Genomic DNA, 24,896 nt, shown 5'->3' on the forward strand with positions numbered 1-24,896 from the left:
CGTTACAGCGCCGTCATCTTGTTGCAGGGGAGGGGAATGTGCTTGGCCCCCTCGCCGAAGTCGACCTGGGCCGACTGGGTTCCCTGCAGGCTCACGATGCGGCCCATGCCGTAGGTGTCGTGTGAGACCCGGGCACCGACTTCGTAGACCTCGTGCACGACCTCGGGGCCGGCCTGGAAGGGACTGGATGCGTGGTAGCGGCGCTGCCGCGGTGAGGTTGCCATCGTCTGTCCAGTCTCCCACTAATGCGGGCCCCTGACCAACGAAGTTGTCAGATCGTCCGGTTCCAGAGACTCGGCCAGAAGATTCCGAGCTCTCCGACGAGCCCGCGCAGCACCGGCAGCGACAGCCCGACGACATTGTGATGATCGCCCTCGATGCCGCTGATGAAGGCCCCGCCAAGCCCGTCGATCGTGAACGCACCCGCGACATGCAGCGGCTCACCCGTCGCGACGTAGGCAGCTATCTCGGCGTCCGTGATGTCGGCGAAGTGCACGATCGTCGATGCCGTCTCGATGAGTTCGATCTCGCCATGGCGGACGCAGTGGCCGGTGTGCAGAACGCCGCTGCGTCCGCGCAGTCTGCGCCAGCGACCGGCGGCGTCGACCGCATCCGAGGGTTTGCCGAAGATCTCACCTTCGAATGCCAGTACCGAGTCGCAACCGATCACGAGCGGGTCATCGGTCAGGTCCGCGGCGACCGCGCGGCACTTCAACTGAGCCAACGCTGCAGCGAGGTTCGCCGGATCCGTCGACGTGATCTGGTCCTCGTCGACGCCCGAGACGATGACCTCGGGATCGATCCCGGCGTTCTGCAGCAGTGCGAGGCGGGCCGGCGATTTCGAGGCGAGCACAACCCTCATCGCAGGGCTCCTTCGTCATAACGTTGACGGACGACTTCGAGGCGGCTGTCTCGCAGCAGATCGTCGATGAGCGCCGCCGAGCCGCCCACGCCCGTCCAGGTGCCCTCGATGCTGGTCGTCACGAACCAGGTGTGATCGGCCGGCCACATCAGGTTGGGGCTGTTGATACCGCGTGGGACCCCGTTGCCCCAGCTCGCCGCGCCCCACTCACCTGCCTCTTCTAGCGCGCCGGAGAACAGGAAGTACTGCTCCCCGTCGGTGTCAAGGAGGGGGCCGTCCATGACGTGGGGTGGGAATGCCGGTGGAGGTGGAGCTTTTGGTTTCTCCTGCGTGAAGATGCGGCTCGGCCATTTCGTCGGTCCGGAGAAGGCGGTGAGGAATCGGGTCGCCTCGCCGCCGTGGATATCGCCGTAGCCTTCCCACAGTGCGAAGTAGCACTCGCCGGGAGTCGTGGTGTGCCGGCCCAGGACGTCGATGAGCGCCTCGAGCAGGGGAGCCGTGAGGTGGCCCTCCATCCGCTCGTCATCGCCGTTCGTGGCGTGCAGAAGCCGTGCGTACGCGCCGAACCCGGCCGGACCGAGACGTGCCCGCAACACGGCCGCAGCAGTGCCTTCAGCGACCCAGTCGCCCGGGCTGAGGTCGGTCAGAGGCCGCAAGGCCATGGTCAGCGCCCGAAGGCAGACCGGCGCCAGTGGTCAGGACCGAATGAGTGCGCACTTCGAGCCATCCGGGCCGGGTGACCCCACTCCGACCGCGGGACGGGCTTGGTGCCCGCCGCGTGTGCCGCGGCGGCATTGCGGGCCGCCACGACCGCGACCAGGGCCGCGAGCTCCTCAGGTGTCAGGTCTCCCTTGACGACCCGCAAGTACGGGCTCACAGCGGGATGTTCCCATGCTTCTTGGGCGGCAGCGTCTCGCGCTTGGTCCGCAGCAAGCGCAGTCCCTTGACGATCTCGGCGCGCGTCTGCGAGGGCTCGATGACCGCGTCGACGTAGCCGCGTTCGGCCGCGAGGTAGGGATTGCAGAGCGTGTCTTCGTACTCGGTCATGAGTTGTGCGCGCAGTGCTTCGGGATCGTCCGAGGCGGCGAGCTCCTTGCGGTACAGCAGACCCACCGCGCCGGACGCACCGACGACGGCGATCTGACCGGTCGGCCAGGAGATGTTGAGGTCGGCGCCCAGGTGCTTGGATCCCATGACGTCGTATGCGCCGCCGTACGCCTTGCGCGTAATGACCGTGATGAGCGGGACGGTCGCCTCGGCGTACGCGTAGATCAGCTTGGCGCCGCGGCGGATGATGCCGTTCCATTCCTGGTCGGTTCCGGGCAGGAAGCCCGGGACGTCGACGAAGGTCAAGATCGGGATGTTGAACGCATCGCACGTGCGGACGAACCGGGCGGCCTTCTCGGAGGCGTCGATGTCGAGGCAGCCGGCAAGCTGCATCGGCTGGTTGGCGACGACGCCGACGCTGCGACCCTCGACCCGTCCGTAGCCGATCACGATATTGGGCGCGAACAGCGGCATGACTTCGAGGAAGTCGCCGTCGTCGACGACGGTCTCGATGACGGTCTTGATGTCGTACGGCTGATTGGCCGAGTCGGGAATCAGCGTGTCGAGCGCGAGATCGGTCTCGTTGCGCTCCAGATCCGCTGTCTCGTCGTAGACCGGCGCTTCTTCCATGTTGTTCTGCGGCAGGAACGAGATGAGTGCCTTGGCGTACTCGATCGCGTCCTCCTCGTCGGCACCCATGTAGTGGGCGTTGCCGCTCTTGGTGGTGTGCGCACGGGCGCCACCGAGGTCTTCCATCGAGACCTCTTCGCCCGTGACGGTCTTGATGATGTCGGGGCCCGTGATGAACATATTGGACGACTTGTCGACCATGATCACGAAGTCGGTGACGGCGGGGGAGTACACGTGGCCGCCGGCGTTGGCGCCCATGATCAGCGAGATCTGCGGGATGACGCCTGAGGCGTGCACATTGCGCTTGAAGATCTCCCCGTACAGGCCGAGTGAGACGACACCCTCCTGGATGCGGGCGCCGGAGCCTTCATTGATGCCGATGATGGGGCAGCCCGACTTGAGCGCGAGATCCATGACCTTGGTGATCTTCTCGCCGTAGACCTGGCCGAGCGAGCCGCCGAAGACACTGAAGTCCTGGCTGAAGATGCAGACCATGCGACCGTCGATCGTGCCGTAGCCGGTGATGACGCCGTCGCCGAGCGGGCGGTTCTTCTCCAAACCGAATTCGGTCGAGCGGTGCTTGGCGAGTGCGTCGAGTTCGACGAACGATCCTTCGTCGAGGAGCTGGTCCACGCGTTCGCGGGCGCTCTGGCGTCCGCGGGCACTCTGCTTCTCGTGGGCCCGCGCGGCCATCTCGACGAGTGCGGTGTCGCGGCGTTCGATGAAGTCGGCGAGCTTTCCAGCCGTTGTGTGCAGCTCGGGCTTCTCTACGATCTCGTGTTCAGTCACGGGGGTCAGCGTAGCGATCAGTGGCGAGTTCCGATATGTGAGGCTGTTCTCATGTCCTATCGTGACCTCGACCGCCCACCCCTCGATGCAGCCGTTCTCAGCGCGGCTCTCACGAGAGGAGGGCAGATGTGGACCGACATCGTTGTGACGGACAACACAGGCAGCACCAACGCCGATGTGGTCGCCGCGGCCCGTAACGGGGCTTCGGAGGGCACAGTCCACACGACGGAGGCCCAGTCGTCGGGACGAGGCAGACTCGATCGGGTCTGGATCTCGCCGCCCGCGTCCGGGGTCATCGTGTCGGTGCTGCTGCGGCCCGATGCCGTCCCGGCGGCGCGCTGGGTCTGGCTACCGCTGCTGGCGGGATTGGCGGTCGACGCGACGGTCCAGGAGTTCGGGGTGAAATCCGAACTCAAATGGCCCAATGACGTGCTGGTCGACGGACGCAAGATCGCCGGCATCTTGCTGGAACGGGTCGAGACGGATCTGGGTGCAGCTGCTGTCATCGGCGTCGGGCTGAACGTCTCGCTGCGCCAGGACGAGCTGCCGGTGGAGACCGCGACGTCCCTGCTGCTGGAAGGCGCCACAGAAACCGATCGCACGATCGTGCTGCGCACCTTCCTGCGTAACCTCGAGCGGCTGTACCGCGCATGGTCGGCATCGGCCGGCGATCCGGCCGGGGGAATCCGCGAGGCCTATGTGCGACGCTGCGTGACGGTGGGCCAGCAGGTGCGGGTGACCTCGCCGCATGCCGACGCCCTGGAAGGCCTGGCGACCGGTATCGACGAGTCCGGCAGGCTCCTGGTGGACGATCAGGCAATCAGCGCGGGGGATATCACCCACGTACGCCCTGTGACGTGAGAAAATCAGCGGTATGACCCTTCCACGCAAGCTGATGATCGATGGCGAGCAGACCGTCGCCACGACCAGGACCCACCTCAAGGTGCTGTTCTTGCCGTTCGTGATCCTGTTGGTCGTCTGCGTCGCGGCCGGCTGGCTGTTCGCGCAGATCGGCGACAAAGGCAATGACAAGGTCGGTTGGGTCATCCTCGCGCTCGCCGCGGTGCTGATCGTCGTCGGCGCGGTCGTGCCGTTCCTGACCTGGTACACCTGGACGTACACGCTGACCAATAAGCGCATCGTGGAACAGAAGGGCATCTTGACCCGCACCGGCCGGGTCATCCCGCTCTCGCGCATCAACGACGTCGCATTCGAGAAGAATCTCAATGACCGCATTCTGGGCTGTGGCACCCTGATCATCCATGACGCAAGCGAGCAGGCCGGCCTGCAGTTGCGTGACATCCCCAGGATCGAGGCGTTCCACCGCACGGTGACCAACCTCGTGTTCGAGAAGCACGATACGCAGAGGAACGATGAAGCGGTCTGATCTACGGGACACTCTCGCCCAGCTGATCCTCGGGGGCGAGCCGACGTTGACCAGTGCCGAGGTCACCGCCAAGGGCGGGTTGAGCCTCGAGGACGGACAGCGTCTCTGGCGGGCTTTCGGCTTCCCCGACACCGGCGACAGCATCGCGTACAGCGAGTCCGACGTCGACGCGATCGCGACGGTGGCCCTCGCGCTCAAGACGGGCCTGATGGACGAGGCGACCGTTTTTCGGATGACCCGTGCATTGGGCACCACGATGTCCAAGCTGGCCGACTGGCAGGTTTCGGCGCTCGTCGAGCAGGTCGAGCACGATGTTCATGACGGTAAGTCCGAGACTCGGCTCGAAGCTGCAGTCGATCTGGCGCGCACGGCCGCGCCGGGCTTCGAGGGGCTCATGATCTATGCCTGGCGACGGCACCTCGCTGCCGCTGCTGCGCGTATCGAAGCGTTGGGCGCTGCCGACGAGGAGCTGTTGTCGACTCAGATGACGGTCGGATTCGCCGACCTTTCACGTTTCACCTCGTTGTCGAACGATCTCGACGACAGCGGGCTTGCGGCGCTGGTCGAGAACTTCGAGACGAGGTGCGCCGACATCGTCACGGCGCACGGCGGGCGGGTTATCAAGACTCTTGGCGACGCGGTGCTGTTCGTGACCGACGATCCGTTGCAAGGCACCCGAACTGCGGTCGATCTGGTCAAGCAGATCGCGATGCGTGCGGAACTGCCCAATGTGTGCGTCGGACTCGCCACCGGTTCGGTCGTCAGCAGGCTCGGTGACGTCTACGGTCCGCCGGTCAACCTCGCGGCACGGCTGTCGCACGTCGCACGCAGTAACCGGGTTCTGGTCGACGATGCGACGGCGGCTGCTCTCACTGGCGAGTTCGATACCCGGGCGCTGCCGCCCAGACCGCTGCGGGGCTTCGGCAACGTCTCGCCGATCACGGTGACCGAACGGCGCGGATTCCGGTCCCGATAGGCTGTCGGCGTGCCCACACCTCAGCTTGCAGTCATCGGCGGAGGCCAGCTGGCCCGCATGATGCAGCAGTCCGCAATCGGTCTCGGAATCGACATCAGGCTCCTCGCTGAGGGCCCTGACGTCTCGGCAGCTCAGGTCGTCCCCGATCACTTGGTCGGTGACTACACCGACCTCGACACGCTGCGGGCGGTCGTGGCCGATGCGCCGGTGGTGACGTTCGATCACGAGCATGTGCCCCCAGAACACCTGCGTGCGCTCCAGGCCGATGGGCACGCGTGCCGGCCGGGTCCGGATGCTTTGCTGTTCGCCCAGGACAAGGGGTCCATGAGGAAGCGTCTCGGAGATCTGGGTGCGCCGTGTCCCCGCAATGCGATCATCGCCTCACCTGAAGACCTTGCGTCCTTCGGCTTCCCTGCTGTCGTCAAGACGACGCGGGGCGGCTATGACGGCAAGGGTGTCTGGGTCGTCAGAACGCCCGCCGACGCCGACGAGGCGTTCGCTTCGGGGCGGGTGCTGCTGGCCGAAGAGCTCGTCGACTTCCGCCGGGAGCTGTCGGCGCTGGTGGCCCGTTCCCCGTCCGGCGAGATCCGGTCATATCCCGTCGTGGAGTCCCGCCAGGCCGACGGCGTGTGTGCCGAGGTCATCGCCCCCGCGCCGGATCTCGATCCCTCGCTGGCCGCCGAGGCGCGCGCGCTGGCCGAGCGGATCGCCGCCGAGCTCGACGTCACCGGCATCCTGGCCGTGGAGCTCTTCGAGACCGTCGACGGCCGTCTGCTTGTCAACGAGCTCGCGATGCGTCCGCACAACACGGGCCACTGGTCGATCGACGGCGCTGTCACGAGCCAGTTCGAGAATCACCTGCGTGCCGTGCTCGATCTGCCGCTCGGCGGTACCGAGCCGCGCCAGCCCTGGACCGTCATGGTCAACATCCTGGGCGGGAAGGTCGACGATCTCGTGGCACAGCGCGCCGTCGTCCTCGCCGCTGAACCCGACGTCAAGATCCATCTGTACGGCAAGTCGGTCAAGGCAGGGCGCAAGGTCGGTCATGTCACGGCATTCGGCGACAACCTCGACGACGTGCTCGCCCGGGCCAGGCGTGCGGGAGCCCTCTTCACTGACGGAACGCTGTCCTGACCCCAGCAGAGGCCAATCGGGTCCACCGCCGCTCGTGTGCGGCCTTCGTCGGCTGGACGGGGCTGTGTGTTCTGCTCGGTGCGATCGGAGCGACGGTCGGACTGCGGGGCCTGCTGGGCGACAGCGAGATCCCGCCAGAGGCAATCGTGATGATGCCTGCCGTGGGCTGGTTCGCGGTCTGGGTGTGGCTGTGCGCGTGGGTCGTGTGGACGTACCGGCGGCAAGTCCCCGATCTGGCGGCTTCGGACGACGACTACCTGCAATCGCTCGCGTCACAGCACGCACACGTGCGTGGGATGTACACGCTGCGAAATTTGTCCGGTGTCGACCTGGCCGGCCTCCGCTCGACTCGAACCGCGCGGTTCGTCAACGGCCAATGGCCGCTCGTGGGTCACGCGGCCGCGATAGGTCTGCTGATCATCGGAGCGTCGTTTTGAACCATCGTCATCTTGCCGGAATGGGCCGCCGGGCGATGGCGGGCTACCTGCTGTTCGCTGTGCCGTTCTCAGCGGCGATCATCGCCTTGGGAGTGTTCTTGCCGCTCAATGCCATGGGCGGCCCCGAAGAGACACGAGGGGTCTGGACTGGGCTCTGGCTGTTCGGGCTGATGCTCGTGCTGGCCGGACTCACAGTTCTGCTGCCGGCCACGGTCTCCTGGTGGTACCGCACAACGGCCAGTGCGGCGTATCGCCGCGATCCCGCTGCTGGACTGGCCGCAGCCGAGCAGGCTGACAAGCTTGAGCTGCGCTTCGTTTCCAGCACACCGGTCGGCATGCGGACCGGACCGGGCGTCCCGGCGGTTGCGCGCCGGGTCAATCGTCTCCTCGCCTGGATGTGGGGGCTCGGCGTCATGGTTGCCGTGGTGGCGATCATCTGGGCGTCGATAGGCTGATTCCCATGACTGCACAGGCGCGCGTGGGAATCGTGATGGGCTCGGACTCCGATTGGCCGACGATGGAGGCCGCCGGCAAAGCGCTGGCCGAGTTCGACATCGCCTACGAGGCTGACGTCGTGTCGGCGCACCGTATGCCCGACGAGATGCTCGCCTACGGTCGGGAGGCGCACGGTCGCGGCATCGAGGTCATCATCGCCGGCGCGGGGGGCGCAGCGCACCTGCCGGGCATGCTGGCCGCTGTGACGCCGCTTCCGGTCATCGGCGTGCCGGTGCCGCTGAAGTACCTCGACGGGATGGACTCGCTGCTGTCGATCGTCCAGATGCCGGCCGGGGTCCCGGTCGCGACGGTGTCGATCGGCAACGCCCGCAACGCGGGGCTTCTGGCAGCGCGGATCCTCGCCACGGGTGATACCGATCTGACCCAGAAGATGCTGGCCTTCCAGGAGGAACTGGCCAACGTCGCACGAGCCAAGGGCGAGAAGATCCGCAATCCCGCCGGCAGTACCGGCTTCCGCTAACCACCTCGTCGGTTTACCACGGTCCCGCGGCAACCCGACCCGACAGTTCGGCTTCCCGCAGCAAGCATCGTCCCCCCGTGGAAAGCTTCCCGCGGGGGGACGACCTTTACCACGGGACCGTGGTAAACCGTCAGGCCTCGTCGGCGTTCTCGGGGGCCAGGCCCAGGGTCTTGTCGGTCCAGCGACGCAGATCGCGCAGGAGCGACGGGTCGGCTGCGAGGTCGACGCCGTACGACGGCAGCATCTCCTTGAGCTTGGGTCGCCAGGCGTCGATGCGGTCGGCGAAGCACGTCTCCAGGACGTCGACCATTGCGGCGACGGCCGTCGACGCTCCGGGCGAGGCGCCCAACAGGCCGGCGATCGTGCCGTCGGCCTTGTTGACGACGCACGTGCCGAACTCCAAGGTGCCGCCGATGCCATTGCGCCGGATCGTCTGGACGCGCTGGCCGGCCGTGATGAGCTCGAAGTCGGCTCCCTCGATCGCCGGGGCGAACTCGCGCAACGTCTCGATGCGCTTGTCCTGGTTCTTCAGCAGTTCCTTGATGAGGTACATCGTCAGCGGCATCGAGTTGACGCCGACTCCCAGCATCGAGAACAGGTTCCCGGGCCGGATGGAACGAGGCAGATCGGTCACGCTGCCCTGTTGCAGGAAGCGCGGCGACCAGCCGGCGTACGGGCCGAACATCAGGCTCCGCTCGCCGTCGACGACGCGGGTGTCGAGGTGCGGCACCGACATCGGCGGGGCGCCGACAGGAGGCTTGCCGTAGACCTTCGCGTGGTGGTTCGCGACGACGTCGGGGTTGGTCGTGCGCAGGAACTGACCGCTGACCGGGAATCCGGCGAATCCGCGGATCTCGGGGATGCGCGACTTCTGCAGCAGGTGCAGTGCACCGCCGCCGGCACCGACGAACACGAAGCGTGCGTTGACCTGGGTCTTCTGGCCAGTCTGGGTGTCCTTGACGACGACGGTCCAGGTGCTGTCGGGGTTCTGGCGCAGTTTGCGGACATCGTGGTGGTAGTTGATGTCGGCACCGTGATCGGCCAGATTTCGCAGGAGTTGCTTGGTCAGCGAGCCGAAGTCGACGTCCGTCCCGCCGTCGCTCCAGTTGAGCGCCAACGTCTCGTCGTCACCGCGTGCAGCGGCCATGAGCGGTAGGCGGGCAGCGATAGTGTCGCGGTCGTCGATGTACTCGATGCCCTCGAACAACGGATTGTCCACGAGCGCCTGGTGACGCGCCTTGAGATAGGCCGCATCGGCAGCACCTTGAACGAAGCTGACATGCGGTACGGCGTTGATGAACGACTCGGGTGAGTCGAGCAGCCCGTTCTCGACACCGTGCGCCCAGAACTGACGCGAGAGCTGGAACTGCTGGTTGACCGTGATGGCCTTGCTGACGTCGACCGTGCCGTCGGGACGTTGTGGCGTGTAGTTCAACTCGCAGAGAGCCGAGTGGCCCGTCCCAGCGTTGTTCCACGGCCCGGAGCTCTCCAGGGCCGGGCCGTCCAGACGCTCATAGACGCTGATGGACCAGTCGGGCTCGATCGAGGAGATCAGGGAGCCGAGCGTGGCGCTCATGACTCCGGCTCCTACGAGGAGGACGTCGGTATGGACGACGGCGGGACGCTGCTGCTGGCGGACAGAGAGCGAGGACGAGCTGGTTGACACGCGTAAATCACCCGGATGCGAGGAGAGGAGTTGTGAGTCGGTGGATCTTGTGAACCCATGCACAAGCCTTCACCCTCACGCCCGGTTACACCTCATTCACGGCGTGTGATCTTCGTCGCGGGGAGCGTGATTTAGGTCTCAGGGGCTGCTGTGATACAAGCCCTCGCTGTAGGCGCGTCCGTAGTACTCCTCGAGCTCTTCGATCGTGTCGTCCGGACGTTCGAGACTCTTGGCGATCTGCGCTCGGCTCGCAACGGCGTCGGGGTCCCAGCTCTCGGGCCGCCACAGTCCCGAACGCAGGAACGCCTTGGCGCAATGGAAGAAGATCTGCTCGACCGCGACCTCGAGGATTATCGCCGGACGGTTGCCTTTGACGATCATCTGGTCGGCGTACGGCGCATCGGACAGCAAAGTCGCCCGCCCGTTGATGCGCAGGGTGTCACCGCGGCCCGGCACCAGGAAGATCAGCCCGACCCGCGGGTTCTGCAAGATGTTGACGAATCCGTCGGCGCGACGATTTCCGGGCCGCTCGGGGATCGCGATCGTCGTGTCGTCCAATACGAGGGCGAAACCTGCCGGATCGCCCTTGGGGGAGACGTCGAGTCTGCCGGCACCGTCCGACGTCGCGACCAGGCAGAACGGTGAGGCGGCGAGCCAGGCGCGGTGTTCTGCCGCGAGCATCTGACGATCTTTGTCGAGCACGCGCTGCAGTGGGGCACCGAGCACGTCCCGTAGTGCCGATTCCGTCGTGATCTCTGACCTCATGCGGGTCAGGGTACGGCAGGCTGGAGGCATGGCCCTTCTGCCGTTCGATCTGCCACCTGCCTTTCTCGCCCACGCCGACCGAGGCGATGACTGGTCGCAATGGATCCGCGGCGTCCCTCGACTCGTGCGGGATCTGCTCGACGAGTGGGAACTCGTGCCGGACGGTCAACCGATGTACGGGCACACGGCCCTGGTCGTGCCCGTGGACGCCGACGGGCAGCCGACCGTCCTGAAGATCGTCTTCCCGCACGACGAGGGCAGACATGAGGCGCTGGCGCTTCGTCATTGGGGCGGTCGCGGTGCCGTCAGGCTGATCCGGGCCGATCCGACACGCGGGGGGATGCTGCTCGAACGGTTGCGGCCGACCGACCTGAGCCAGGTGCCTGTCCTGACTGCGTGTTCGGTCGTCGCCGGACTCTATCGCCGATTGCACGTGCCGGCTCCCGCACAGCTGGTGCCGTTGACGAAGTATGTAGCGGAGTGGACCGACGAGCTCTCCAGGCTGCCGCGCGAGGCGCCGTTGCCGCGCCGCGTGGTCGAGCAGGCGGTGCACCTCGGACGTTCCTTGGTGGCCGACGTGGCGAGCGTGGGCCGGCTGATTCACGGCGACCTGCACTACGAGAACGTTCTCGACGGCGACCGTGCGCCGTGGTTGGCGATCGACCCGAAGCCGGTTTCGGGCGATCCGCACTACGAACTGGCGCCGCTGTTGTGGAACCGGTGGGACGAGGCCGTGGCGACCGGTGATGTCCGCAAGGCCGTCCGCAGGCGCTTCCACACGGTGATCGACGAGGCCGGTCTGGACGAGGAGCGAGCGCGCGACTGGATCATCGTCCGGGAGGCTCACAACGCGATGTGGGCGATCGAGGACGGGCAGGAGGACCGGGTCACGACGGCGATCGCGATCATCAAGGCAGTCCAGGACTGAGGAGCTAAGGCTCCTGGACGTACGAGGTCAATGCCGTAAGTGCCGGCCGGGCCGGGGCCGATGCGAAGCCGAAACGGACCGGCGGCGACACCGGCGCCAGCTCTCCGAGCTCCTCGCCCTCCCAGGTGGCGCGCGCGGATGACAGGGTGCGGACTCCGGTGGCCGCGTACCACTCCCGACGTCCGCCGCCGGCAGAACCGTACGTCTGCACGCCGGGAAGCAGCAGTCCGGCTGCCGGATTGCAGGCCTTGGCCCACAGCGCCGTGCGTCGCAGGGCAGCGGGCACGAGCGCCAGAGGGGCACTGACCCAGAGCCGTCGTCCGGGCGTGAAGCGCACCTGCAGCGATCGGGTGTGCAGCGACCATTCCGGGCCTTGTTTGATCGAGACGGGTTCGATCCGGACATCGTCGAACGAGTAGGTCGACGCGATGAAATCGGCGATCTCGGCGCGCGGCGCGATGAGTGTGCGGCGTCCCGCCGCGTCCTCGACCATGGCGTCGGCGAAAGTGCCGAACGGGCTCTCGTGCCAGGCGCCGATGACGATCCGGGTGCCCGACGTCGTGCCGAGTCCCGCGATGTGGCCTTCGAAGGAACGCGTCATGGGTCAAGTCTGTCCGACGCGTCCACACTGTGACGCAGATCTCGCAACTGTCCGCGACCGCGGTTACCGTGGCGATATGCCGCTCGTGACTTTCAAAGACTTGTGCATCGACGCCAATGACATCCCTGCGATGCAGGGTTTCTGGGCCGGGGCCCTGGGCCTCGAGGGGGAGTTCTTCGCCGATGACGGCTCGGCCGTGTTGCGGGGCAGCCAGAAGTCTCAGACGGTGTGGCTCAATCCGGTTCCGGAGGCACGTGAGGTCAAAAACCGTGTCCATCTCGACCTGATGGCTCCCTCTCTCGACTATTTCGCCGGCTGCCGGCAGATCTCGACCACGGGTGAATTCGCCTGGACCGTCTTCGCCGACCCCGAAGACAATGAGTTCTGCGTGTTCCTGCGACCCGATCGCACGGCGGGTCTCAAGGACGTCGTGGTCGATTCGGTCGATCACGAGCAGATCGGCGCCTGGTGGGCAGATGTGTGGGGTGGAACCTTGGGCCACGGAGAGGGCTACACCTACCTCGATGACATTCCGGGCGCTCCGGTCGAGTCATTCGACTTCGTTCCGGTGCCGGAACCCAAGACGGTCAAGAACCGGCTGCACTGGGATGTCACCCTCGCGCCCGGAGTCGCGGTCGACGACCTCGTCGCGGTGGGCGCGACGGTCCTGGCCGAGCCGAACGACGATGCTCGCTGGACCGTCATGGCCGATCCCGAGGGCAATGAGTTCTGCGTCTTCGAACGGCGGTGATTGGCCCGGCACGGGGCGTGGCAAAGTGATCTCCGTGGCCACCATCGACTTGAACACCGACATCGTCAGCCTGACCGCCGCCATCATCGACATCGCCTCGGAGAGCTTGGCCGAACAGGAGATCGCCGATGCGGTCGAACACGCTCTGCGTGCCTGCAGCCACCTCGAGGTCATCAGGGACGGCCACACGATCGTGGCCCGTACCTCCCTCGGGCGAGCCGAGCGAGTTGTCATCGCGGGACACCTCGACACCGTCCCGGCCAACGGGAACTTCCCGTCCAGACTCGAAGGCGATGTGCTGCACGGGCTGGGATCGTGCGATATGAAGGGCGGTGTCGCAGTCGCCCTGCGGTTGGCGGCCTCGATTCCCGAACCGGTCCGCGATGTCACCTACGTGTTCTACGACGCCGAGGAGATCGCGGCGGAGTTCAACGGTCTGGGGCGTCTGGCCCGCGAACGCCCCGATCTGCTGGTCGGCGATTTCGCGATCCTGATGGAGCCGTCCGACGCCGGTGTCGAGGCCGGTTGCCAGGGCACGATGCGAGTCGACATCCGCACGACGGGTGAAAGATCCCACTCGGCGCGTTCGTGGATGGGCAGCAATGCGATCCATGCTCTCGCGCCGGTCCTCGAGAGGCTCAACTCCTATGTCCCGCGCGAGGTCGAAATCGACGAGATGGTGTACCGCGAAGGCCTCAATGCCGTGGGGATCAGCGGCGGGGTGGCTGGAAATGTCATCCCCGATGAGGGGATCGTCTCGGTCAACTACCGGTTCGCGCCAGACCGGTCCGAAGCAGAGGCACATCAGCATCTGCAGGAGACCTTCGAGGGATTCGGGCTGACGGTCACCGATTCTGCGCCGGGCGCCCTGCCCGGCTTGCAGCAACCTGCCGCCGCGGCGTTCATCGCTGCGGTCGGCGCGAAGCCACGACCGAAGTTCGGCTGGACCGACGTCGCCCAGTTCACCCAGCTGGGTGTTCCGGCCGTCAACTACGGGCCGGGCGACCCGATCTTCGCCCACAAGGCCGATGAACAGGTGCCGGTCGAGCACCTGCATCGCGTGCTCGCAACTCTCACAGATTGGTTGACCGCATGACCTCTCGTCCCATCCACCGTCGTGGGCCGATCCGGCTCAAGGGTGATCAGCTGCCTGACAGCACAACCGATCAGCGACTGCTCGACTCGCGGGGACCCAGCGACTGGGTCCACACCGATCCGTGGCGGGTCATGCGCATCCAGTCCGAGTTCGTCGAGGGATTCGGCGCCTTGGCCGAGCTCGGACCGGCCGTCAGCGTGTTCGGTTCGGCGCGCACCAAACCCGACGATCCGATGTACGAGTCGGCGCGACAGATCGCCAGCAAGCTGTGTGCTGAGGGCTATGCGGTCATCACCGGCGGCGGTCCCGGCGCGATGGAGGCGGCCAACCGCGGCGCCAGCGAATGTGGGGGAGTCTCGGTCGGGCTCGGCATCGAGTTGCCGCACGAACAGGGCATGAACGACTGGGTCGACCTGGGCGTCAACTTCCGCTACTTCTTCGTGCGCAAGACGATGTTCGTCAAGTACGCGCAGGGATATGTCGTGCTGCCCGGCGGCTTCGGCACGATGGACGAGCTGTTCGAGGCGCTGACGTTGGTACAGACCGGAAAGGTCACCTCGTTTCCGATCGTGCTGTTCGGCAGCGCCTATTGGGGCGGTCTGGTCGATTGGCTGCGCGAGACGATGCTGATAGACGGCAAGATCGCGCAGGCCGACGTCGACATGATCCATGTGACCGACGACATCGATGAAGCAGTCGCCTATTTCGTCCACAAAGACCGGGGCTGACGTGGACGTCGTGATCCGCTGTTCGTGGGCCGACAACGACGCCCACATCGCCTACCACGACGCCGAGTGGGGGCGAGAGGTACGCGGCGACCAACTGCTGTTCGAACGGATGTCTTTGGAGGCATTCCAGTCGGGCCTGTCTTGGGCTGTCATCTTGGGTAAGCGGGACCGGTTCCGTGAGGTGTTCGCCGGCTTCGATCCGCAGATCGTTGCGGCCTTCGGCGAGTCCGATGTCACCCGGCTGTTGGAAGACGCCGGGATCGTTCGCAATCGGATGAAAATCGAAGCGACGATCAGCAACGCCCGGACGCTGCTTGACCTCGATGAGTCGTTCACCGACGTTTTGTGGTCATTCGCGCCGCCTCCCTCGCCAGCACCGACGACGCTCGAAGATGTGCCCGCAACAACACCAGAATCAGTCGCGATGGCCAAGGCGTTGAAGAAGAAGGGCTTCCGATTCGTCGGGCCGACCACGGCCTACGCACTGATGCAGGCGACCGGGATGGTCAATGACCACGTGGCCGATTGCATCGCCCGCAACGGACCGGTTCGCGCCTGAGCGTGGCTACCAGGAACGAGCAGGCATGTGGCTTACGATCCGAACATGTCGAACCGGAGAATTCCCCGCTCCCGTAGAGCTCTCGGCGCAGCCGTGCTGCTCGCCACCGCCGTCGCCGTTGCCGTTGTCGGCCTCGTCGTGGCAACCGTGCCTGTCCTGATCGTCGCGGCGTCGTACGCCTCGATCGTCGGTGTTGTTGCGGGCCGCTTGCTGTCCAATGAGATCGCGCACGTGCGTCGCGATTGGGCACGCGACCGGGCCAAGTTGGCCGACGAGAATCGCAAGGCCGCCGTCGTCAAGTCGCGCGAGCACATCGCCTTCGCCGACCAGATGAGCCAGCGGGTGAGCCTGCGTGATTCTCAGATTGCGACCTTGCGCGATGCGATCGTGACGGCCGAGATCGAAATGGCTCAAGCGCGTGAGCGCCTGTCGGCCGAACGGGCCCGAAGCGCCGCGTTGCAGGCCGATGCCAATACGGCGCAGTCCGATCTGGAATCTGCTCGGATAGATCTGCTGCACGCGAGCGATGCGCTTGCAGCCAGCGAGTCGGCCGAACTCCAGGTGCGCGCAGAGCTCCTGGCCTGGCAGGAACGCAAGCTGGCCTAACGGCCCTCGTACACGGGCTTTTCCTTCGCGAGGAATGCCTTGACCGCCGACGCGTGATCCTTCGATGCGCCGGTCAGCGCCATCTTCTGCCCTTCGTGCTCCAGCGATGCCGGCAGATCGTGGCTGGCCGAGAACGCAAGGGCTCGCTTGATGGCCCCATAGGCCAGCGTCGGTCCTTGAGCGAGTTCCTGTGCCAGAGCCGCCACAGCCGCGTCGAACTCGTCGTCGTCGACGACGCTCGTGGCCAGACCGAGATCGAATGCCTCGGCGGCCGAGAGGGTCCTCGGGCGCAGCAGCAGGTCCGTGGCTCGGGCATGGCCGATCAGGCGCGGCAGCGTCCAGGAGGCTCCGGTGTCACACGAGAAGGCGATCGCGGCGAATGCGGTGTTGAATCCGGCCGAGCGCTTAAGGATGCGAAAGTCCGCCGCGAACGCCATCGACGATCCGGCGCCGGCCGCGATCCCGTTGACCGCCGCGATGACGGGTTTGGGCATCGTCGCGATCGCCGTCACGATCGGGTTGTAGTGGTCGACGACCGTCGTCGAGGGACCTTCCGCGGCCATGGACGACACGTGTTCGTTGAGGTCCTGGCCGACACAGAAGGAGCGTCCGGACCCGGTCAGCACGACGCAACGCACCGCGCTGTCGGCGGCGGCATCGTGCAGCGAATCGCGCAATGCGACCTTCGCATCCAGTGTCAGGCTGTTCATCTGCGTGGACCGATTGAGCGTTACCGTGCCCACTCCATCCTGCACGTCATATGTGACCGGAGTTGCTGCGGGAACGTTCATAAGTGTCTCCTATGGGGACTGCGGTCGAATCCGGTCTCGGTATAGGCGATAATGGCAGACACGCTTCGCCCGTTGGGTGGAAGATCCAGACGAGAGGGGAACTGATGGCCGCCATGAAGCCACGGACCGGAGACGGCCCGATGGAGGTCACCAAAGAAGGACGCTGCATCGTCATGCGTGTCCCGCTCGAAGGTGGAGGACGACTGGTCGTTGAACTCAACAATGAGGAAGCTGCGACGCTGGGCGATCAGCTCAAAGCCGTCTGATGTACGGATTGACGGTGCGCTGGTCATTGGCCGACGCACCGAAGGGAACTCTCAAGGCCCTGCGCTCCTATGTGGAGGATGAGTCTTACGCCAAGTTCGCGGGCCTCGACGGCCTGCGGGTCAAGACCTGGCGTGCCCGTAAGGGCGAGTGGTTCGAGGGAAGTTATGTGTTCGTCTCCGACGAGTCACGAGCGGCGTTCCAAAAGTCGTTCGAGTCCATCGCTGCCGAATCGGCGGGGTCGAAGCTGATCGGCTCGGCCCCGATTCTGATCGAGGCATGTGAGATCGTCGCGGTGGTCCGGGGACCGTCAGGTTTCCGCTCCAGCAGCCACTTCGAGCACGGCTCCAAAGACGACTAGCGGTGCCGCAGGGCCTGGTCGAGGTACTCGCCGTACTCGACCTTGTCGCCGTCGAGGAACACCAGGTCGTAGCCGGCGTCGGTCAGTCGGGGCATGACGTCGAGGCCCGACCCGGCGATGAGCCGGAATCGCTGCGGGGCGAATCCGGCCTCGGTGAACGTGTCACGGGCAAGGCGCTGATGCTCTGCCTCGAGATCGACCGACGTCAGGACGCCGTCGGGCTGCATTCCGCGCAGCAGCCACAGTCCGGAGACACCCGTCCCGGTGCCGATTTCGGCGACGGACTTGGCCTGGACGGCCGAGGCGAGGAACGACAGGGCTGTGCCGGCACCAGGGCCCACAGGAACGACCCCGACTTCGTCGGCGCGGCGTCGCGCAGCGGCGAGATGTTCGTCCTCGCTTCGATGGTCCTCGGCAAAGGCCAGGCTTGCGGCGGTGGTAATGGTCGGCTCCTAGGTAGTTGTTGATCCCACACTATCGGCGTGTCTGCCCAAGAGCCGGGAGGCTCCGGCAAGACTCTGACAAGGAACGTGGGGAACAGTCAGCTGGTTCTGTGCGTTCTCTCAGGTAGACCGACAACGATCTATACATGAAGGTTGATGACGTGGCAACGGCAACGCTGGACCAGGCTCCCCCCGACTGGGAGACGATCGTGGCTGAGCACTCAGCGCGGGTCTACCGCCTCGCGTACCGATTGACCGGCAACCGGCAGGACGCCGAGGACCTGACCCAGGATGTGTTCATCCGGGTCTTCCGTTCACTCGACACCTATGAGCCGGGCAACTTCCCCGGCTGGTTGCATCGCATCACGACGAATCTGTTCCTCGACCGGGTCCGGCGCAAGTCACGGGTCCGGATGGACGGCTTCGGCGAAGGTGCCGAGGAGCGTCTGTTGAGCGCCGAGGTGCTGCCCGAGTCCGCAGTGCATGATGCCAACTTCGATCCCGATATCGAGATCGCGCTGTCCTCGTTGTCCGATGAGTTCCGAGTCGCGGTCGTGCTGTGCGATGTCGAAGGACTTTCGTACGAGGAGATCTCCGACGTGCTGGGCATCAAGCTCGGCACGGTCCGGTCCAGAATCCACCGTGGACGTACTCAGCTGCGTGAGGCCCTCGCGCACCGGGCGCCGACCAAGGGACGTACCCGGTTCGTGGGTCCGGTCGGAGCCTGACAGTGCATCTGGGAGACGACGTCGCCGCATTCGTGGACGGACAGCTGTCCGGTCCTGCGATGCACGACGCCGCGACCCATCTGGAGTCCTGTGACGCCTGTGAGCGCGCCGTGAGGCAGCAACGGCTCCTGAAGTCACGGATGTCCACCGTCGAGGCTCCCGAGCCGCCTGCTGCGCTCCTGGCGTCCCTGGCCGGCCTCGCGTCGGCACCCCCGCCGCGCGAACGGTGGTTGGAACGGGTCGGTCGTCTGGTCCCGGTCCGCTTGGGCGTCATTCTGGTCGGAGCATCGCTTGCGGTCGTCGCGGCGGCCTATGTCGTCGGTGGGACCGAGACGCGCGTGGGCGATGAGGTGGCACCGTCGTACGACGGCTATGTCGCTGACTTCGTCGGGGCGACGACGGTGCAGGCGGGTGCGACGATCAGCGAGTCCGATCTGCACGAGCTCAATGCCTCGGGCTGGCCGTGCCACGAGACCCTCGCGGGTGATCTGCACCGGACGTCGGGGGCCTATGCCGATGAGGGCCGGGCCGTGGTGCTGTCGTACACCGATGGTCAGTCGCGGCTGACCTTGATCGAGCAGAACGGCGCATTGGAGCCCGAAAGCCTCGAGGACTTCGCCACGACGACGATGGCCGGTGCCCGGGTATGGATCCGTCAGGGCAATCCGTTCGTCGTGACATGGGACGACCAGGGAACCGTCTACACGATCGTGACGGATGTCGATCGTGCACGACTCGAGCGTGTCGTCAGTGAGCTGCCAACCGCTCGGCCGTCGTCGGGTCCGATCGGACGCGTGGGAGACGGGCTCGACCGGATGACGTCCTGGATGGGCGCGGCCTGAATCAGGTCGATTCCGGATCGTACGGCGGAACTTCGCCCGGACGGAGAATCCGGATCTCCTTGGTGGCCGCAGGCGTTGTGTCGTCATCGTCGTCGAGGAAGCTGCGGCGGACGATCTCGCGCGGGTCGAGGTCCTTGAGGTTCAGATCGGACAGGTCCTGCCCCATCTCGCGCCCGAGGTCCTCTTTGGCGTTGTCGGCCATCTGCTTGAGCGAGCGCACGAACCCGCCGGCTTGGCGGGCTATCTCGGGAAGCCGTTCAGGTCCGAAGACCAATAGGGCGACCACCATGATGACTGCGATCTCGGGGACGCCCATGCCGAACATGGTCAGACCTTACAGGCGACCAGCGGGGGCCAGCCCCAGCTGCATGCCAGCCAAGCCACGTGAGCGTCCGCTGAGCTCGTCGGCGATGCCCTGCAGAACCTGCGCGGACTCCGAACCGGGCTCGGATTCGACGATCGGATCGCCGGCGTCTCCGCCTTCGCGCAGAGTCTGATCGAGCGGGATCTGACCCAGCAGGGGTACGTCGTAGCCGAAACGTGCGCTGAGGGTCTCAGCGACCTTGGCCGCGCCGCCTGATCCGAAGATCTCCATGCGCTCTCCACCGGGCAGTTGCAGGTACGACATGTTCTCGACCACGCCGACGACGCGCTGATGCATCATCGAGGCCATCGTGCCGGCCCGTTCGGCCACATCGGCCGCGGCGGGCTGCGGGGTGGTCACGACGACAACCTCCGCATTGGGCAGATGTTGGCCCAGGCTGATCGCCATGTCGCCGGTTCCGGGCGGCAGATCGAGCAGGAGGACGTCGAGGTCGCCCCAGAACACATCGCTCAGCATCTGCACGAGCGCCCGGTCGAGCATCGGTCCGCGCCAGGCGACAACCTGGTCCTTGCGGGGCTTGAGCATGCCGATGCTGATGACTTTGAGTCCCTTGACCGGGACGGGCATGATCATCTCTTCGACCTGGGTGGGTCGGATGTCGCCGACACCGAGCATGTCGGGGATCGAGTGGCCGTAGATGTCGGCGTCGACGATGCCGACCTTGAGACCCCGCTTGGCCATCGCGAGCGCGAGATTGACCGTGACGGTCGATTTGCCGACACCGCCCTTGCCCGAAGCGATCGCGTAGACCTTGGTCAGCGAACCGGGCTGAGCGAATGGCACCTCACGGTCGGCGCGGCCGCCGCGGAGCATCGTCTGCATGTTCTTGCGCTGCTCGTCGGACATCACGCCCATGTCGACGACGACGGCTGCCGATGGCGCCACCTTGCCGACGGCTTCGGTGATATCGCGGTTCAGCGTGTCCTTGAGCGGACATCCCGAAACAGTCAGAAGCAGTTTGACCGTGATCTGCGTGTCCTCGATCACGACGCCGTCGACCATGCCGAGCTCGGTGATGGGGCGTTTGATCTCAGGATCGATCACGGTGCTGAGTGCTTCGAGAATGACTTCTTCGGTGACAACTGCCATACGTCCAATGGTACGGGCGTCGCAATGATCTATTCAGTCAGTGTGACCTTCCTAGCCTGTCCTGCGAGGATGGGGACGTGGGACACCTCGAACTCAACATGATCAACTACGCGCTGTCCGACGGACGTCCGCTGTTGAACGATGTGAGTCTGCGTGTCGGCGAGGGAGTCAAGGTCGCGCTGATCGGACCCAACGGCACCGGCAAGACCACGCTGACCCGGATCGCGACCGGGGACCTCGATCCGCACTCGGGCGCAGTGACGGTGACCGGCGGCCTCGGCGTCATGCGCCAGTTCATCGGGTCGGTTCGCGATGAGACGACCGTGCGGGACTTACTCGTGTCTGTGGCTCCTACAGCCGTCCGTCAGGCCGCCGAAGAGGTCGACCGGACCGAACTGCTCATGATCGAGCGCGACGAAGAACGCGATCAGATGGCCTACGCCCAATCGATCGTCGACTGGGGGGATGCCGGCGGCTACGAACATGAAGCGATGTGGGATGTCTGCACGATGGCGGCGCTGGGTATCCCGTTCCAGCAGGCGCAGTACCGGCAGGTCTCGACATTGTCCGGTGGCGAGCAGAAGCGCCTCGTCCTGGAAGCGCTGCTTCGCGGCCCCGAGCAGGTGCTGCTGCTCGACGAGCCTGACAACTATCTCGACGTCCCGGCGAAGCGCTGGTTGGAGGAGCAGTTGGTCGAGTCGCCCAAGACCGTCCTGTTCGTCAGCCACGACCGCGAGCTGATCGAGCGGGTCGCGCAGCGCATCGCGACGCTCGAACCCGGTGTCGCGGGCAGCACTCTGTGGGTGCATCCGGGCCGGTTCTCCACCTACCTGCAAGCCCGGATCGATCGGAACGCCAAACTGGAAGAGCGGCGCCTGCGCTGGGACGAGGAGCGGGCCAAGCTCAAGGCGCTCGTCATCATGTACCGGCAGAAGTCGACCTTCAACTCCGATATGGCCTCGCGCCTGCAGGCGGCCGAGACCAGGCTCGAGCGTTTCGAACGAGAAGGCCCGCCAGAGGCCGTCCCGATCGCGCAGAATCTGCGTATGCGACTGGAGGGCGGACGGACGGCCAAGCGCGCCGTCACCGCCGAACAGGTCGAGCTGACGGGGTTGATGAAGCCCTTCGACCTGGAGATCTGGTTCGGCGAACGTGTCGCGGTGCTCGGTAGCAATGGCTCGGGCAAGTCGCACTTCCTGCGGCTGCTGGCCGCAGGAGGTTCGCGACCCGATCTCGAACACGAACCGGTCGGCGATGTCGTCCCGCCGTCGGTCGATCACACCGGCATGGCCCGGCTGGGCTCGCGGGTGCGTCCCGGATGGTTCGCACAGACGCACGAGCACCCCTCGCTCATGGGCCGTACCCTGCTCGACATCCTGCATCACGGCGACGGGCACCGGCAGGGGATGGGCCAGGAAGGGTCGGCCAAGGCCTTGGATCGCTACGGTCTGGCCAAGTCGGGCGATCAGCGTTTCGACCAACTCTCGGGCGGTCAGCAGGCACGGTTCCAGATCCTGCTGCTCGAACTCGCGCACGCGACCTTGCTTCTCCTGGATGAGCCGACCGACAACCTCGACCTGGAGTCGGCCGAAGCGCTGGAGGCGGCCTTGGGTACTTTCGAGGGCACCGTGGTCGCGGTGACCCACGATCGTTGGTTCGCGCGGGGCTTCGACCGCTTCTTGGTCTTCGGTGCCGACGGGAACCTGTACGAGTCAGATGAACCGGTGTGGGACGAAGGCCGAGTGAAGGACAGATCGATGGGCAGGCAAGTCTGATGAGCCAGGACGTTTTCAGCGAAGGTTTCTGGGATGAGCGCTATGGCTCCGAAGATCGCATCTGGAGCGGCAAGCCCAATCCGCAACTGGTCGACCGAGTGTCGTCCCTGACGCCGGGGACAGCCCTGGACGTCGGTTGTGGGGAGGGCGCCGATGCGGTCTGGCTCGCCCGACAGTGTTGGCAGGTCACCGGGATCGACGTGTCGCAGGTCGCCCTCCACAAGGCCTCAGCTCATGCCGCCGAGGCCGGCGTCGACGTGGCGTGGCGCCGGGTCGATCTCGACGGTTGGGTGGGGGAGCCAGGCGCGTATGACCTGGTGTCGGCACAGTTCATGTATCTCGACCAGCCGGCGTTGACAGCGTTGTTCCGGGCTTTGGGCGATTCGGTCGCGCCGGGTGGCACCTTGCTGCTGGTCGGACATCATCCGATGGATCCGCGACACGGCGATCATGACTTTCCAGACGTCAGGTGGACGCCGGAAGAGGTTGAGGACTGGCTCGATCCGTCGGACTGGACGTCGATCGAGCTGGCCACGATCGAGCGGGAGGGACACCTGGGCACGATGCACGACGGGATCGTGCAGGCAGTCCGGGTGGCCAGGTAATGGGGCTCGGGGCAGTCGAGGTCGGGATCATTTTGGTCCCGCTCGTGGTTCTGGTTCTGGTGTTGGTCCCTCGTGGTTGGTCGTACGACGTCGCGGACGAGGCAATCGTGCACGGAGTCTCGTTCGAGACGGCAGATCAGGTGTTGTTCCGTGAGCTCAGCGACGTTCGCGGACTTCCGCTCCTGGAGGCACATGCCGGCAGTTACACGCTGACCCGCAACTCGCGAGCGGGGTGGACGATTCTCGCAGCTGTGCTGCTGTTTCCGTTCGGGCTGGTGTTCCTGCTCTTCACCCGGGAGGATCGCCTGCAGGTCAGTCTGTCCGAACATTCGTCGGGCTGCCGGCTCCGTGTTGTCGGTACCGCGAGGCGGCGAGACATCGACAACGTCGCTGCCTCGATCCGCCGAGTGCTGCCGGTGCCGGACTCCATCACACGGTGACCTCAGCCTGTTGAGCTCAGGCCGCGTACTCCATGAGCACCGGCTCACTGAACAACTCGATGACGACCGGTGGTGTCGGCGGTCGAGGTGGGCTGGTCGACCAGTGCAGAAGGCCGTGTCCTTTGTGGCTGTGATGTCTTCGACAGAACGGGCCGAGGTTGTCGGCGCTGGTCGGGCCTTCGGGATGGGGTACCCGGTGGTCGATATCGCACCGGTTGGCGGGGACCATGCATCCGGGCGCTTGGCAGACACTGTGGAGAAAACGCAGGGCGATGTTGAGAGTGTCGGGGCAGAACCGGCCGACGTATTCGTGGGACAGGACATCGCCGGTCACCGGCTCGGTGACGATCCGGTGCCAGAACGTGTTCCCGGTCTTGACGACCTCTGCGATCCAGCCTGCGGGGACCGCCCAGCTGCCGTCGGCTGATGCGGCGAATCCGGCGACGGCTCCGGCGAGGACGTCGGCGTCGATCGTGACGGCGATGTTGGCGTCGATGGCTGCGGTGACAGCGTCCGAATCGGTGCACCAGGCGACCAGCAGGTCTGCCTCCCGTTGTGCGACGGTTCGATCATCGTCATCGTCGATCGCGTGCCGTGCTTCCTTGCGTAGCCTCGCCTCGATCGCAGCCGCCTCGTGGGATGGCAGGTAGGCGTAGAGGGCTGACATGGAGTCATCGCCGTGCTTGATGGACACGTGTCGTCTGGTCCGTTCGTCCTCAGCGCGCTCGATGGCGAGGTCGGCCTCGACTCGCAGCACGAATCGACGTAGCCATCCTCGCAGTTCAGCGGTGGTGTGGCCGGCCGCATAGTTCAGGACGTTCTGGTCGAGTAGGTGGACGGAATCGGCTCGTTTGAGCTGTTTGACGGTGTGGGCGATCTCGCGCGCACGGCCCAGATCGATCCGACCGTCCAGGAACGCGTCCCACGTGGTCGGCGACTGGTCACGCAGCGTGTCTGCGACCGACAATCGATGCTGGACCTGCCCCTCGGACAGCCCCATGGCCTCACCGATCGTCAACGCGATCGCGGAGCGTTCGACCAGACGGCGCATCGGCGGTTCAACGTGTGCGGTCCGGGCCATTTCGGCGTCGCGGTAGCCCAGCATCGCCAGGGTTTCGACGGCCTCGGCCCGCGCCCGCGCACGCGCAGCGTCGGTCAGGATGCTGGTAGCGGTCGAGGTGGCCATATATCCAAGCTAGACGCCACCACTGACACTCGGTTTTCGTTGAAATTGC

Annotated in this window: 33 protein-coding genes; 20 read left to right on the forward strand and 13 right to left on the reverse strand. The window is 65.6% G+C overall.

The features are described 5' to 3' along the window. Window positions 1–2 precede the first annotated feature (2 nt). Genes ACXJKC_RS21100 through ACXJKC_RS21120 form a run of 5 tightly spaced genes read right to left on the reverse strand, consistent with a single transcriptional unit; the run spans window position 3 to window position 3,328 of the window. Window positions 3–224 carry a hypothetical protein gene (locus ACXJKC_RS21100; protein ID WP_456698725.1) on the reverse strand — a complete coding sequence of 74 codons (222 nt, stop codon included), beginning with the start codon at window positions 222–224 and terminating at the stop codon, window positions 3–5. A 47-nt stretch (window positions 225–271) separates the two neighbouring features. Then, on the reverse strand, window positions 272–862 hold the full coding sequence (locus tag ACXJKC_RS21105; RefSeq protein WP_456698726.1) for a Maf family protein: 591 nt from the start codon (window positions 860–862) through the stop codon (window positions 272–274). Further along, a complete protein-coding gene (locus tag ACXJKC_RS21110) occupies window positions 859–1,524 on the reverse strand; it encodes a hypothetical protein (protein ID WP_456698727.1) in 666 nt (221 codons plus the stop codon). The genes ACXJKC_RS21105 and ACXJKC_RS21110 overlap by 4 nt, the downstream gene beginning before the upstream one ends. A 2-nt stretch (window positions 1,525–1,526) precedes the next feature. Further along, window positions 1,527–1,739: an acyl-CoA carboxylase subunit epsilon gene (locus tag ACXJKC_RS21115; RefSeq protein WP_456698728.1), complete on the reverse strand. Its 213-nt coding sequence runs from the start codon at window positions 1,737–1,739 to the stop codon at window positions 1,527–1,529. Next, entirely contained in the window at window positions 1,736–3,328 is a 1,593-nt protein-coding gene (locus ACXJKC_RS21120; protein ID WP_456698729.1) for an acyl-CoA carboxylase subunit beta, read from the reverse strand. The genes ACXJKC_RS21115 and ACXJKC_RS21120 overlap by 4 nt, the downstream gene beginning before the upstream one ends. A 126-nt stretch (window positions 3,329–3,454) precedes the next feature. On the opposite strand from ACXJKC_RS21120, the gene ACXJKC_RS21125 reads away from it, so the two are divergent. From ACXJKC_RS21125 to purE, 7 genes are all read left to right on the forward strand, one after another. Next, entirely contained in the window at window positions 3,455–4,189 is a 735-nt protein-coding gene (locus tag ACXJKC_RS21125; RefSeq protein WP_456698730.1) for a biotin--[acetyl-CoA-carboxylase] ligase, read from the forward strand. A gap of 13 nt (window positions 4,190–4,202) precedes the next feature. After that, a complete protein-coding gene (locus ACXJKC_RS21130; RefSeq protein ID WP_456698731.1) occupies window positions 4,203–4,715 on the forward strand; it encodes a PH domain-containing protein in 513 nt (170 codons plus the stop codon). After that, window positions 4,702–5,691 (forward strand): adenylate/guanylate cyclase domain-containing protein, encoded by a 990-nt coding sequence (locus tag ACXJKC_RS21135; protein ID WP_456698732.1) that lies wholly within the window; start codon window positions 4,702–4,704, stop codon window positions 5,689–5,691. The genes ACXJKC_RS21130 and ACXJKC_RS21135 overlap by 14 nt, the downstream gene beginning before the upstream one ends. 9 nt (window positions 5,692–5,700) lie before the next feature. Further along, complete coding sequence (locus ACXJKC_RS21140) at window positions 5,701–6,825, forward strand: 5-(carboxyamino)imidazole ribonucleotide synthase (protein WP_456698733.1); 1,125 nt, start codon at window positions 5,701–5,703, stop codon at window positions 6,823–6,825. Between the two features lie 149 nt (window positions 6,826–6,974). Then, window positions 6,975–7,262 carry a hypothetical protein gene (locus tag ACXJKC_RS21145; protein ID WP_456698734.1) on the forward strand — a complete coding sequence of 96 codons (288 nt, stop codon included), beginning with the start codon at window positions 6,975–6,977 and terminating at the stop codon, window positions 7,260–7,262. Next, on the forward strand, window positions 7,259–7,717 hold the full coding sequence (locus tag ACXJKC_RS21150) for a hypothetical protein (protein ID WP_456698735.1): 459 nt from the start codon (window positions 7,259–7,261) through the stop codon (window positions 7,715–7,717). The genes ACXJKC_RS21145 and ACXJKC_RS21150 overlap by 4 nt, the downstream gene beginning before the upstream one ends. A gap of 5 nt (window positions 7,718–7,722) precedes the next feature. Then, window positions 7,723–8,238, forward strand: coding sequence for a 5-(carboxyamino)imidazole ribonucleotide mutase (gene purE, locus ACXJKC_RS21155; RefSeq protein ID WP_456698736.1), 516 nt, complete (start codon window positions 7,723–7,725; stop codon window positions 8,236–8,238). A 130-nt stretch (window positions 8,239–8,368) separates the two neighbouring features. On the opposite strand, the gene mqo is transcribed toward purE, so the two are convergent. Both mqo and ACXJKC_RS21165 read right to left on the reverse strand, forming a co-directional pair. Beyond that, window positions 8,369–9,967 carry a malate dehydrogenase (quinone) gene (gene mqo, locus ACXJKC_RS21160; protein ID WP_456698737.1) on the reverse strand — a complete coding sequence of 533 codons (1,599 nt, stop codon included), beginning with the start codon at window positions 9,965–9,967 and terminating at the stop codon, window positions 8,369–8,371. A 75-nt stretch (window positions 9,968–10,042) separates the two neighbouring features. Beyond that, complete coding sequence (locus ACXJKC_RS21165; RefSeq protein ID WP_456698738.1) at window positions 10,043–10,669, reverse strand: pyridoxamine 5'-phosphate oxidase family protein; 627 nt, start codon at window positions 10,667–10,669, stop codon at window positions 10,043–10,045. Window positions 10,670–10,697: 28 nt separating this feature from the next. On the opposite strand from ACXJKC_RS21165, the gene ACXJKC_RS21170 reads away from it, so the two are divergent. Continuing rightward, entirely contained in the window at window positions 10,698–11,597 is a 900-nt protein-coding gene (locus tag ACXJKC_RS21170; protein WP_456698739.1) for an aminoglycoside phosphotransferase family protein, read from the forward strand. Window positions 11,598–11,601: 4 nt separating this feature from the next. Here the strand turns inward: ACXJKC_RS21170 and ACXJKC_RS21175 are convergent, their stop codons facing one another. After that, on the reverse strand, window positions 11,602–12,198 hold the full coding sequence (locus ACXJKC_RS21175; protein WP_456698740.1) for a hypothetical protein: 597 nt from the start codon (window positions 12,196–12,198) through the stop codon (window positions 11,602–11,604). Between the two features lie 76 nt (window positions 12,199–12,274). Here ACXJKC_RS21175 and ACXJKC_RS21180 point away from each other — a divergent pair, with 76 nt between their 5' ends. From ACXJKC_RS21180 to ACXJKC_RS21200, 5 genes are read left to right on the forward strand one after another with little or no spacing between them, the layout of a single operon-like run. Beyond that, window positions 12,275–12,949, forward strand: coding sequence for a VOC family protein (locus tag ACXJKC_RS21180; RefSeq protein ID WP_456698741.1), 675 nt, complete (start codon window positions 12,275–12,277; stop codon window positions 12,947–12,949). A gap of 34 nt (window positions 12,950–12,983) precedes the next feature. Then, complete coding sequence (dapE, locus tag ACXJKC_RS21185; RefSeq protein ID WP_456698742.1) at window positions 12,984–14,045, forward strand: succinyl-diaminopimelate desuccinylase; 1,062 nt, start codon at window positions 12,984–12,986, stop codon at window positions 14,043–14,045. Next, window positions 14,042–14,773 carry an LOG family protein gene (locus tag ACXJKC_RS21190; RefSeq protein WP_456698743.1) on the forward strand — a complete coding sequence of 244 codons (732 nt, stop codon included), beginning with the start codon at window positions 14,042–14,044 and terminating at the stop codon, window positions 14,771–14,773. The genes dapE and ACXJKC_RS21190 overlap by 4 nt, the downstream gene beginning before the upstream one ends. A 1-nt stretch (window position 14,774) precedes the next feature. Next, complete coding sequence (locus ACXJKC_RS21195; RefSeq protein WP_456698744.1) at window positions 14,775–15,332, forward strand: DNA-3-methyladenine glycosylase I; 558 nt, start codon at window positions 14,775–14,777, stop codon at window positions 15,330–15,332. Window positions 15,333–15,377: 45 nt separating this feature from the next. Further along, complete coding sequence (locus tag ACXJKC_RS21200) at window positions 15,378–15,938, forward strand: hypothetical protein (protein ID WP_456698745.1); 561 nt, start codon at window positions 15,378–15,380, stop codon at window positions 15,936–15,938. On the opposite strand, the gene ACXJKC_RS21205 is transcribed toward ACXJKC_RS21200, so the two are convergent. Further along, window positions 15,935–16,729 (reverse strand): enoyl-CoA hydratase-related protein, encoded by a 795-nt coding sequence (locus tag ACXJKC_RS21205; protein WP_456698746.1) that lies wholly within the window; start codon window positions 16,727–16,729, stop codon window positions 15,935–15,937. The two genes, ACXJKC_RS21200 and ACXJKC_RS21205, sit on opposite strands and share 4 nt — an antisense overlap. Before the next feature lie 104 nt (window positions 16,730–16,833). Between ACXJKC_RS21205 and ACXJKC_RS21210 the strand changes: the two genes are divergently transcribed. After that, window positions 16,834–16,995 carry a DUF3117 domain-containing protein gene (locus ACXJKC_RS21210; protein WP_082530405.1) on the forward strand — a complete coding sequence of 54 codons (162 nt, stop codon included), beginning with the start codon at window positions 16,834–16,836 and terminating at the stop codon, window positions 16,993–16,995. Beyond that, complete coding sequence (locus ACXJKC_RS21215; RefSeq protein ID WP_456698747.1) at window positions 16,995–17,354, forward strand: hypothetical protein; 360 nt, start codon at window positions 16,995–16,997, stop codon at window positions 17,352–17,354. Before ACXJKC_RS21210 ends, ACXJKC_RS21215 begins: the two co-directional genes overlap by 1 nt. Here the strand turns inward: ACXJKC_RS21215 and ACXJKC_RS21220 are convergent. Next, entirely contained in the window at window positions 17,351–17,695 is a 345-nt protein-coding gene (locus tag ACXJKC_RS21220; RefSeq protein WP_456698748.1) for an O-methyltransferase, read from the reverse strand. The genes ACXJKC_RS21215 and ACXJKC_RS21220 overlap by 4 nt on opposite strands. Window positions 17,696–17,943: 248 nt before the next feature. Between ACXJKC_RS21220 and sigE the strand changes: the two genes are divergently transcribed. Then, window positions 17,944–18,525 carry an RNA polymerase sigma factor SigE gene (gene sigE, locus ACXJKC_RS21225; protein WP_456698749.1) on the forward strand — a complete coding sequence of 194 codons (582 nt, stop codon included), beginning with the start codon at window positions 17,944–17,946 and terminating at the stop codon, window positions 18,523–18,525. A gap of 2 nt (window positions 18,526–18,527) precedes the next feature. Then, window positions 18,528–19,367, forward strand: a complete 840-nt coding sequence (locus ACXJKC_RS21230; protein WP_456698750.1) for an anti-sigma factor family protein — start codon at window positions 18,528–18,530, stop codon at window positions 19,365–19,367. 1 nt (window position 19,368) lies between these two features. Here ACXJKC_RS21230 and ACXJKC_RS21235 read toward each other — a convergent pair whose 3' ends face one another. Both ACXJKC_RS21235 and ACXJKC_RS21240 read right to left on the reverse strand, forming a co-directional pair. Further along, window positions 19,369–19,692, reverse strand: a complete 324-nt coding sequence (locus tag ACXJKC_RS21235; RefSeq protein WP_456698751.1) for a sec-independent translocase — start codon at window positions 19,690–19,692, stop codon at window positions 19,369–19,371. A 9-nt stretch (window positions 19,693–19,701) separates the two neighbouring features. Next, window positions 19,702–20,841, reverse strand: coding sequence for an Mrp/NBP35 family ATP-binding protein (locus ACXJKC_RS21240; protein WP_456698752.1), 1,140 nt, complete (start codon window positions 20,839–20,841; stop codon window positions 19,702–19,704). A gap of 77 nt (window positions 20,842–20,918) precedes the next feature. On the opposite strand from ACXJKC_RS21240, the gene ACXJKC_RS21245 reads away from it, so the two are divergent. Genes ACXJKC_RS21245 through ACXJKC_RS21255 form a run of 3 tightly spaced genes read left to right on the forward strand, consistent with a single transcriptional unit; the run spans window position 20,919 to window position 23,661 of the window. After that, window positions 20,919–22,616, forward strand: coding sequence for an ABC-F family ATP-binding cassette domain-containing protein (locus ACXJKC_RS21245; RefSeq protein WP_456698753.1), 1,698 nt, complete (start codon window positions 20,919–20,921; stop codon window positions 22,614–22,616). Continuing rightward, complete coding sequence (locus ACXJKC_RS21250) at window positions 22,616–23,221, forward strand: class I SAM-dependent methyltransferase (protein WP_456698754.1); 606 nt, start codon at window positions 22,616–22,618, stop codon at window positions 23,219–23,221. Before ACXJKC_RS21245 ends, ACXJKC_RS21250 begins: the two co-directional genes overlap by 1 nt. Next, on the forward strand, window positions 23,221–23,661 hold the full coding sequence (locus tag ACXJKC_RS21255) for a hypothetical protein (protein WP_456698755.1): 441 nt from the start codon (window positions 23,221–23,223) through the stop codon (window positions 23,659–23,661). Before ACXJKC_RS21250 ends, ACXJKC_RS21255 begins: the two co-directional genes overlap by 1 nt. Before the next feature lie 16 nt (window positions 23,662–23,677). Here the strand turns inward: ACXJKC_RS21255 and ACXJKC_RS21260 are convergent, their stop codons facing one another. Continuing rightward, the gene (locus tag ACXJKC_RS21260; RefSeq protein ID WP_456698756.1) at window positions 23,678–24,847 is read right to left on the reverse strand and encodes a DUF222 domain-containing protein; all 1,170 of its coding nucleotides are present in this window, start codon (window positions 24,845–24,847) and stop codon (window positions 23,678–23,680) included. Between the last annotated feature and the right edge of the window lie 49 nt (window positions 24,848–24,896).

It is taken from the genome of Aeromicrobium sp. P5_D10 (assembly GCF_054049535.1).

Coding starts and splice junctions, on each gene's coding strand:
- sigE (WP_456698749.1), top strand. CDS start 17,944: ATGAAGGTTGATGACGTGGCAACGGCAACGCTGGACCAGGCTCCCCCC.
- ACXJKC_RS21205 (WP_456698746.1), bottom strand. CDS start 16,729: ATGAACGTTCCCGCAGCAACTCCGGTCACATATGACGTGCAGGATGGA.
- ACXJKC_RS21255 (WP_456698755.1), top strand. CDS start 23,221: ATGGGGCTCGGGGCAGTCGAGGTCGGGATCATTTTGGTCCCGCTCGTG.
- ACXJKC_RS21215 (WP_456698747.1), top strand. CDS start 16,995: ATGTACGGATTGACGGTGCGCTGGTCATTGGCCGACGCACCGAAGGGA.
- ACXJKC_RS21190 (WP_456698743.1), top strand. CDS start 14,042: ATGACCTCTCGTCCCATCCACCGTCGTGGGCCGATCCGGCTCAAGGGT.
- ACXJKC_RS21240 (WP_456698752.1), bottom strand. CDS start 20,841: ATGGCAGTTGTCACCGAAGAAGTCATTCTCGAAGCACTCAGCACCGTG.
- ACXJKC_RS21180 (WP_456698741.1), top strand. CDS start 12,275: ATGCCGCTCGTGACTTTCAAAGACTTGTGCATCGACGCCAATGACATC.
- ACXJKC_RS21125 (WP_456698730.1), top strand. CDS start 3,455: ATGTGGACCGACATCGTTGTGACGGACAACACAGGCAGCACCAACGCC.
- ACXJKC_RS21130 (WP_456698731.1), top strand. CDS start 4,203: ATGACCCTTCCACGCAAGCTGATGATCGATGGCGAGCAGACCGTCGCC.
- ACXJKC_RS21250 (WP_456698754.1), top strand. CDS start 22,616: ATGAGCCAGGACGTTTTCAGCGAAGGTTTCTGGGATGAGCGCTATGGC.
- ACXJKC_RS21165 (WP_456698738.1), bottom strand. CDS start 10,669: ATGAGGTCAGAGATCACGACGGAATCGGCACTACGGGACGTGCTCGGT.
- ACXJKC_RS21260 (WP_456698756.1), bottom strand. CDS start 24,847: ATGGCCACCTCGACCGCTACCAGCATCCTGACCGACGCTGCGCGTGCG.
- ACXJKC_RS21170 (WP_456698739.1), top strand. CDS start 10,698: ATGGCCCTTCTGCCGTTCGATCTGCCACCTGCCTTTCTCGCCCACGCC.
- ACXJKC_RS21235 (WP_456698751.1), bottom strand. CDS start 19,692: ATGTTCGGCATGGGCGTCCCCGAGATCGCAGTCATCATGGTGGTCGCC.
- purE (WP_456698736.1), top strand. CDS start 7,723: ATGACTGCACAGGCGCGCGTGGGAATCGTGATGGGCTCGGACTCCGAT.
- ACXJKC_RS21210 (WP_082530405.1), top strand. CDS start 16,834: ATGGCCGCCATGAAGCCACGGACCGGAGACGGCCCGATGGAGGTCACC.
- ACXJKC_RS21175 (WP_456698740.1), bottom strand. CDS start 12,198: ATGACGCGTTCCTTCGAAGGCCACATCGCGGGACTCGGCACGACGTCG.
- ACXJKC_RS21100 (WP_456698725.1), bottom strand. CDS start 224: ATGGCAACCTCACCGCGGCAGCGCCGCTACCACGCATCCAGTCCCTTC.
- ACXJKC_RS21110 (WP_456698727.1), bottom strand. CDS start 1,524: ATGGCCTTGCGGCCTCTGACCGACCTCAGCCCGGGCGACTGGGTCGCT.
- ACXJKC_RS21135 (WP_456698732.1), top strand. CDS start 4,702: ATGAAGCGGTCTGATCTACGGGACACTCTCGCCCAGCTGATCCTCGGG.
- ACXJKC_RS21200 (WP_456698745.1), top strand. CDS start 15,378: ATGTCGAACCGGAGAATTCCCCGCTCCCGTAGAGCTCTCGGCGCAGCC.
- ACXJKC_RS21105 (WP_456698726.1), bottom strand. CDS start 862: ATGAGGGTTGTGCTCGCCTCGAAATCGCCGGCCCGCCTCGCACTGCTG.
- ACXJKC_RS21145 (WP_456698734.1), top strand. CDS start 6,975: ATGATGCCTGCCGTGGGCTGGTTCGCGGTCTGGGTGTGGCTGTGCGCG.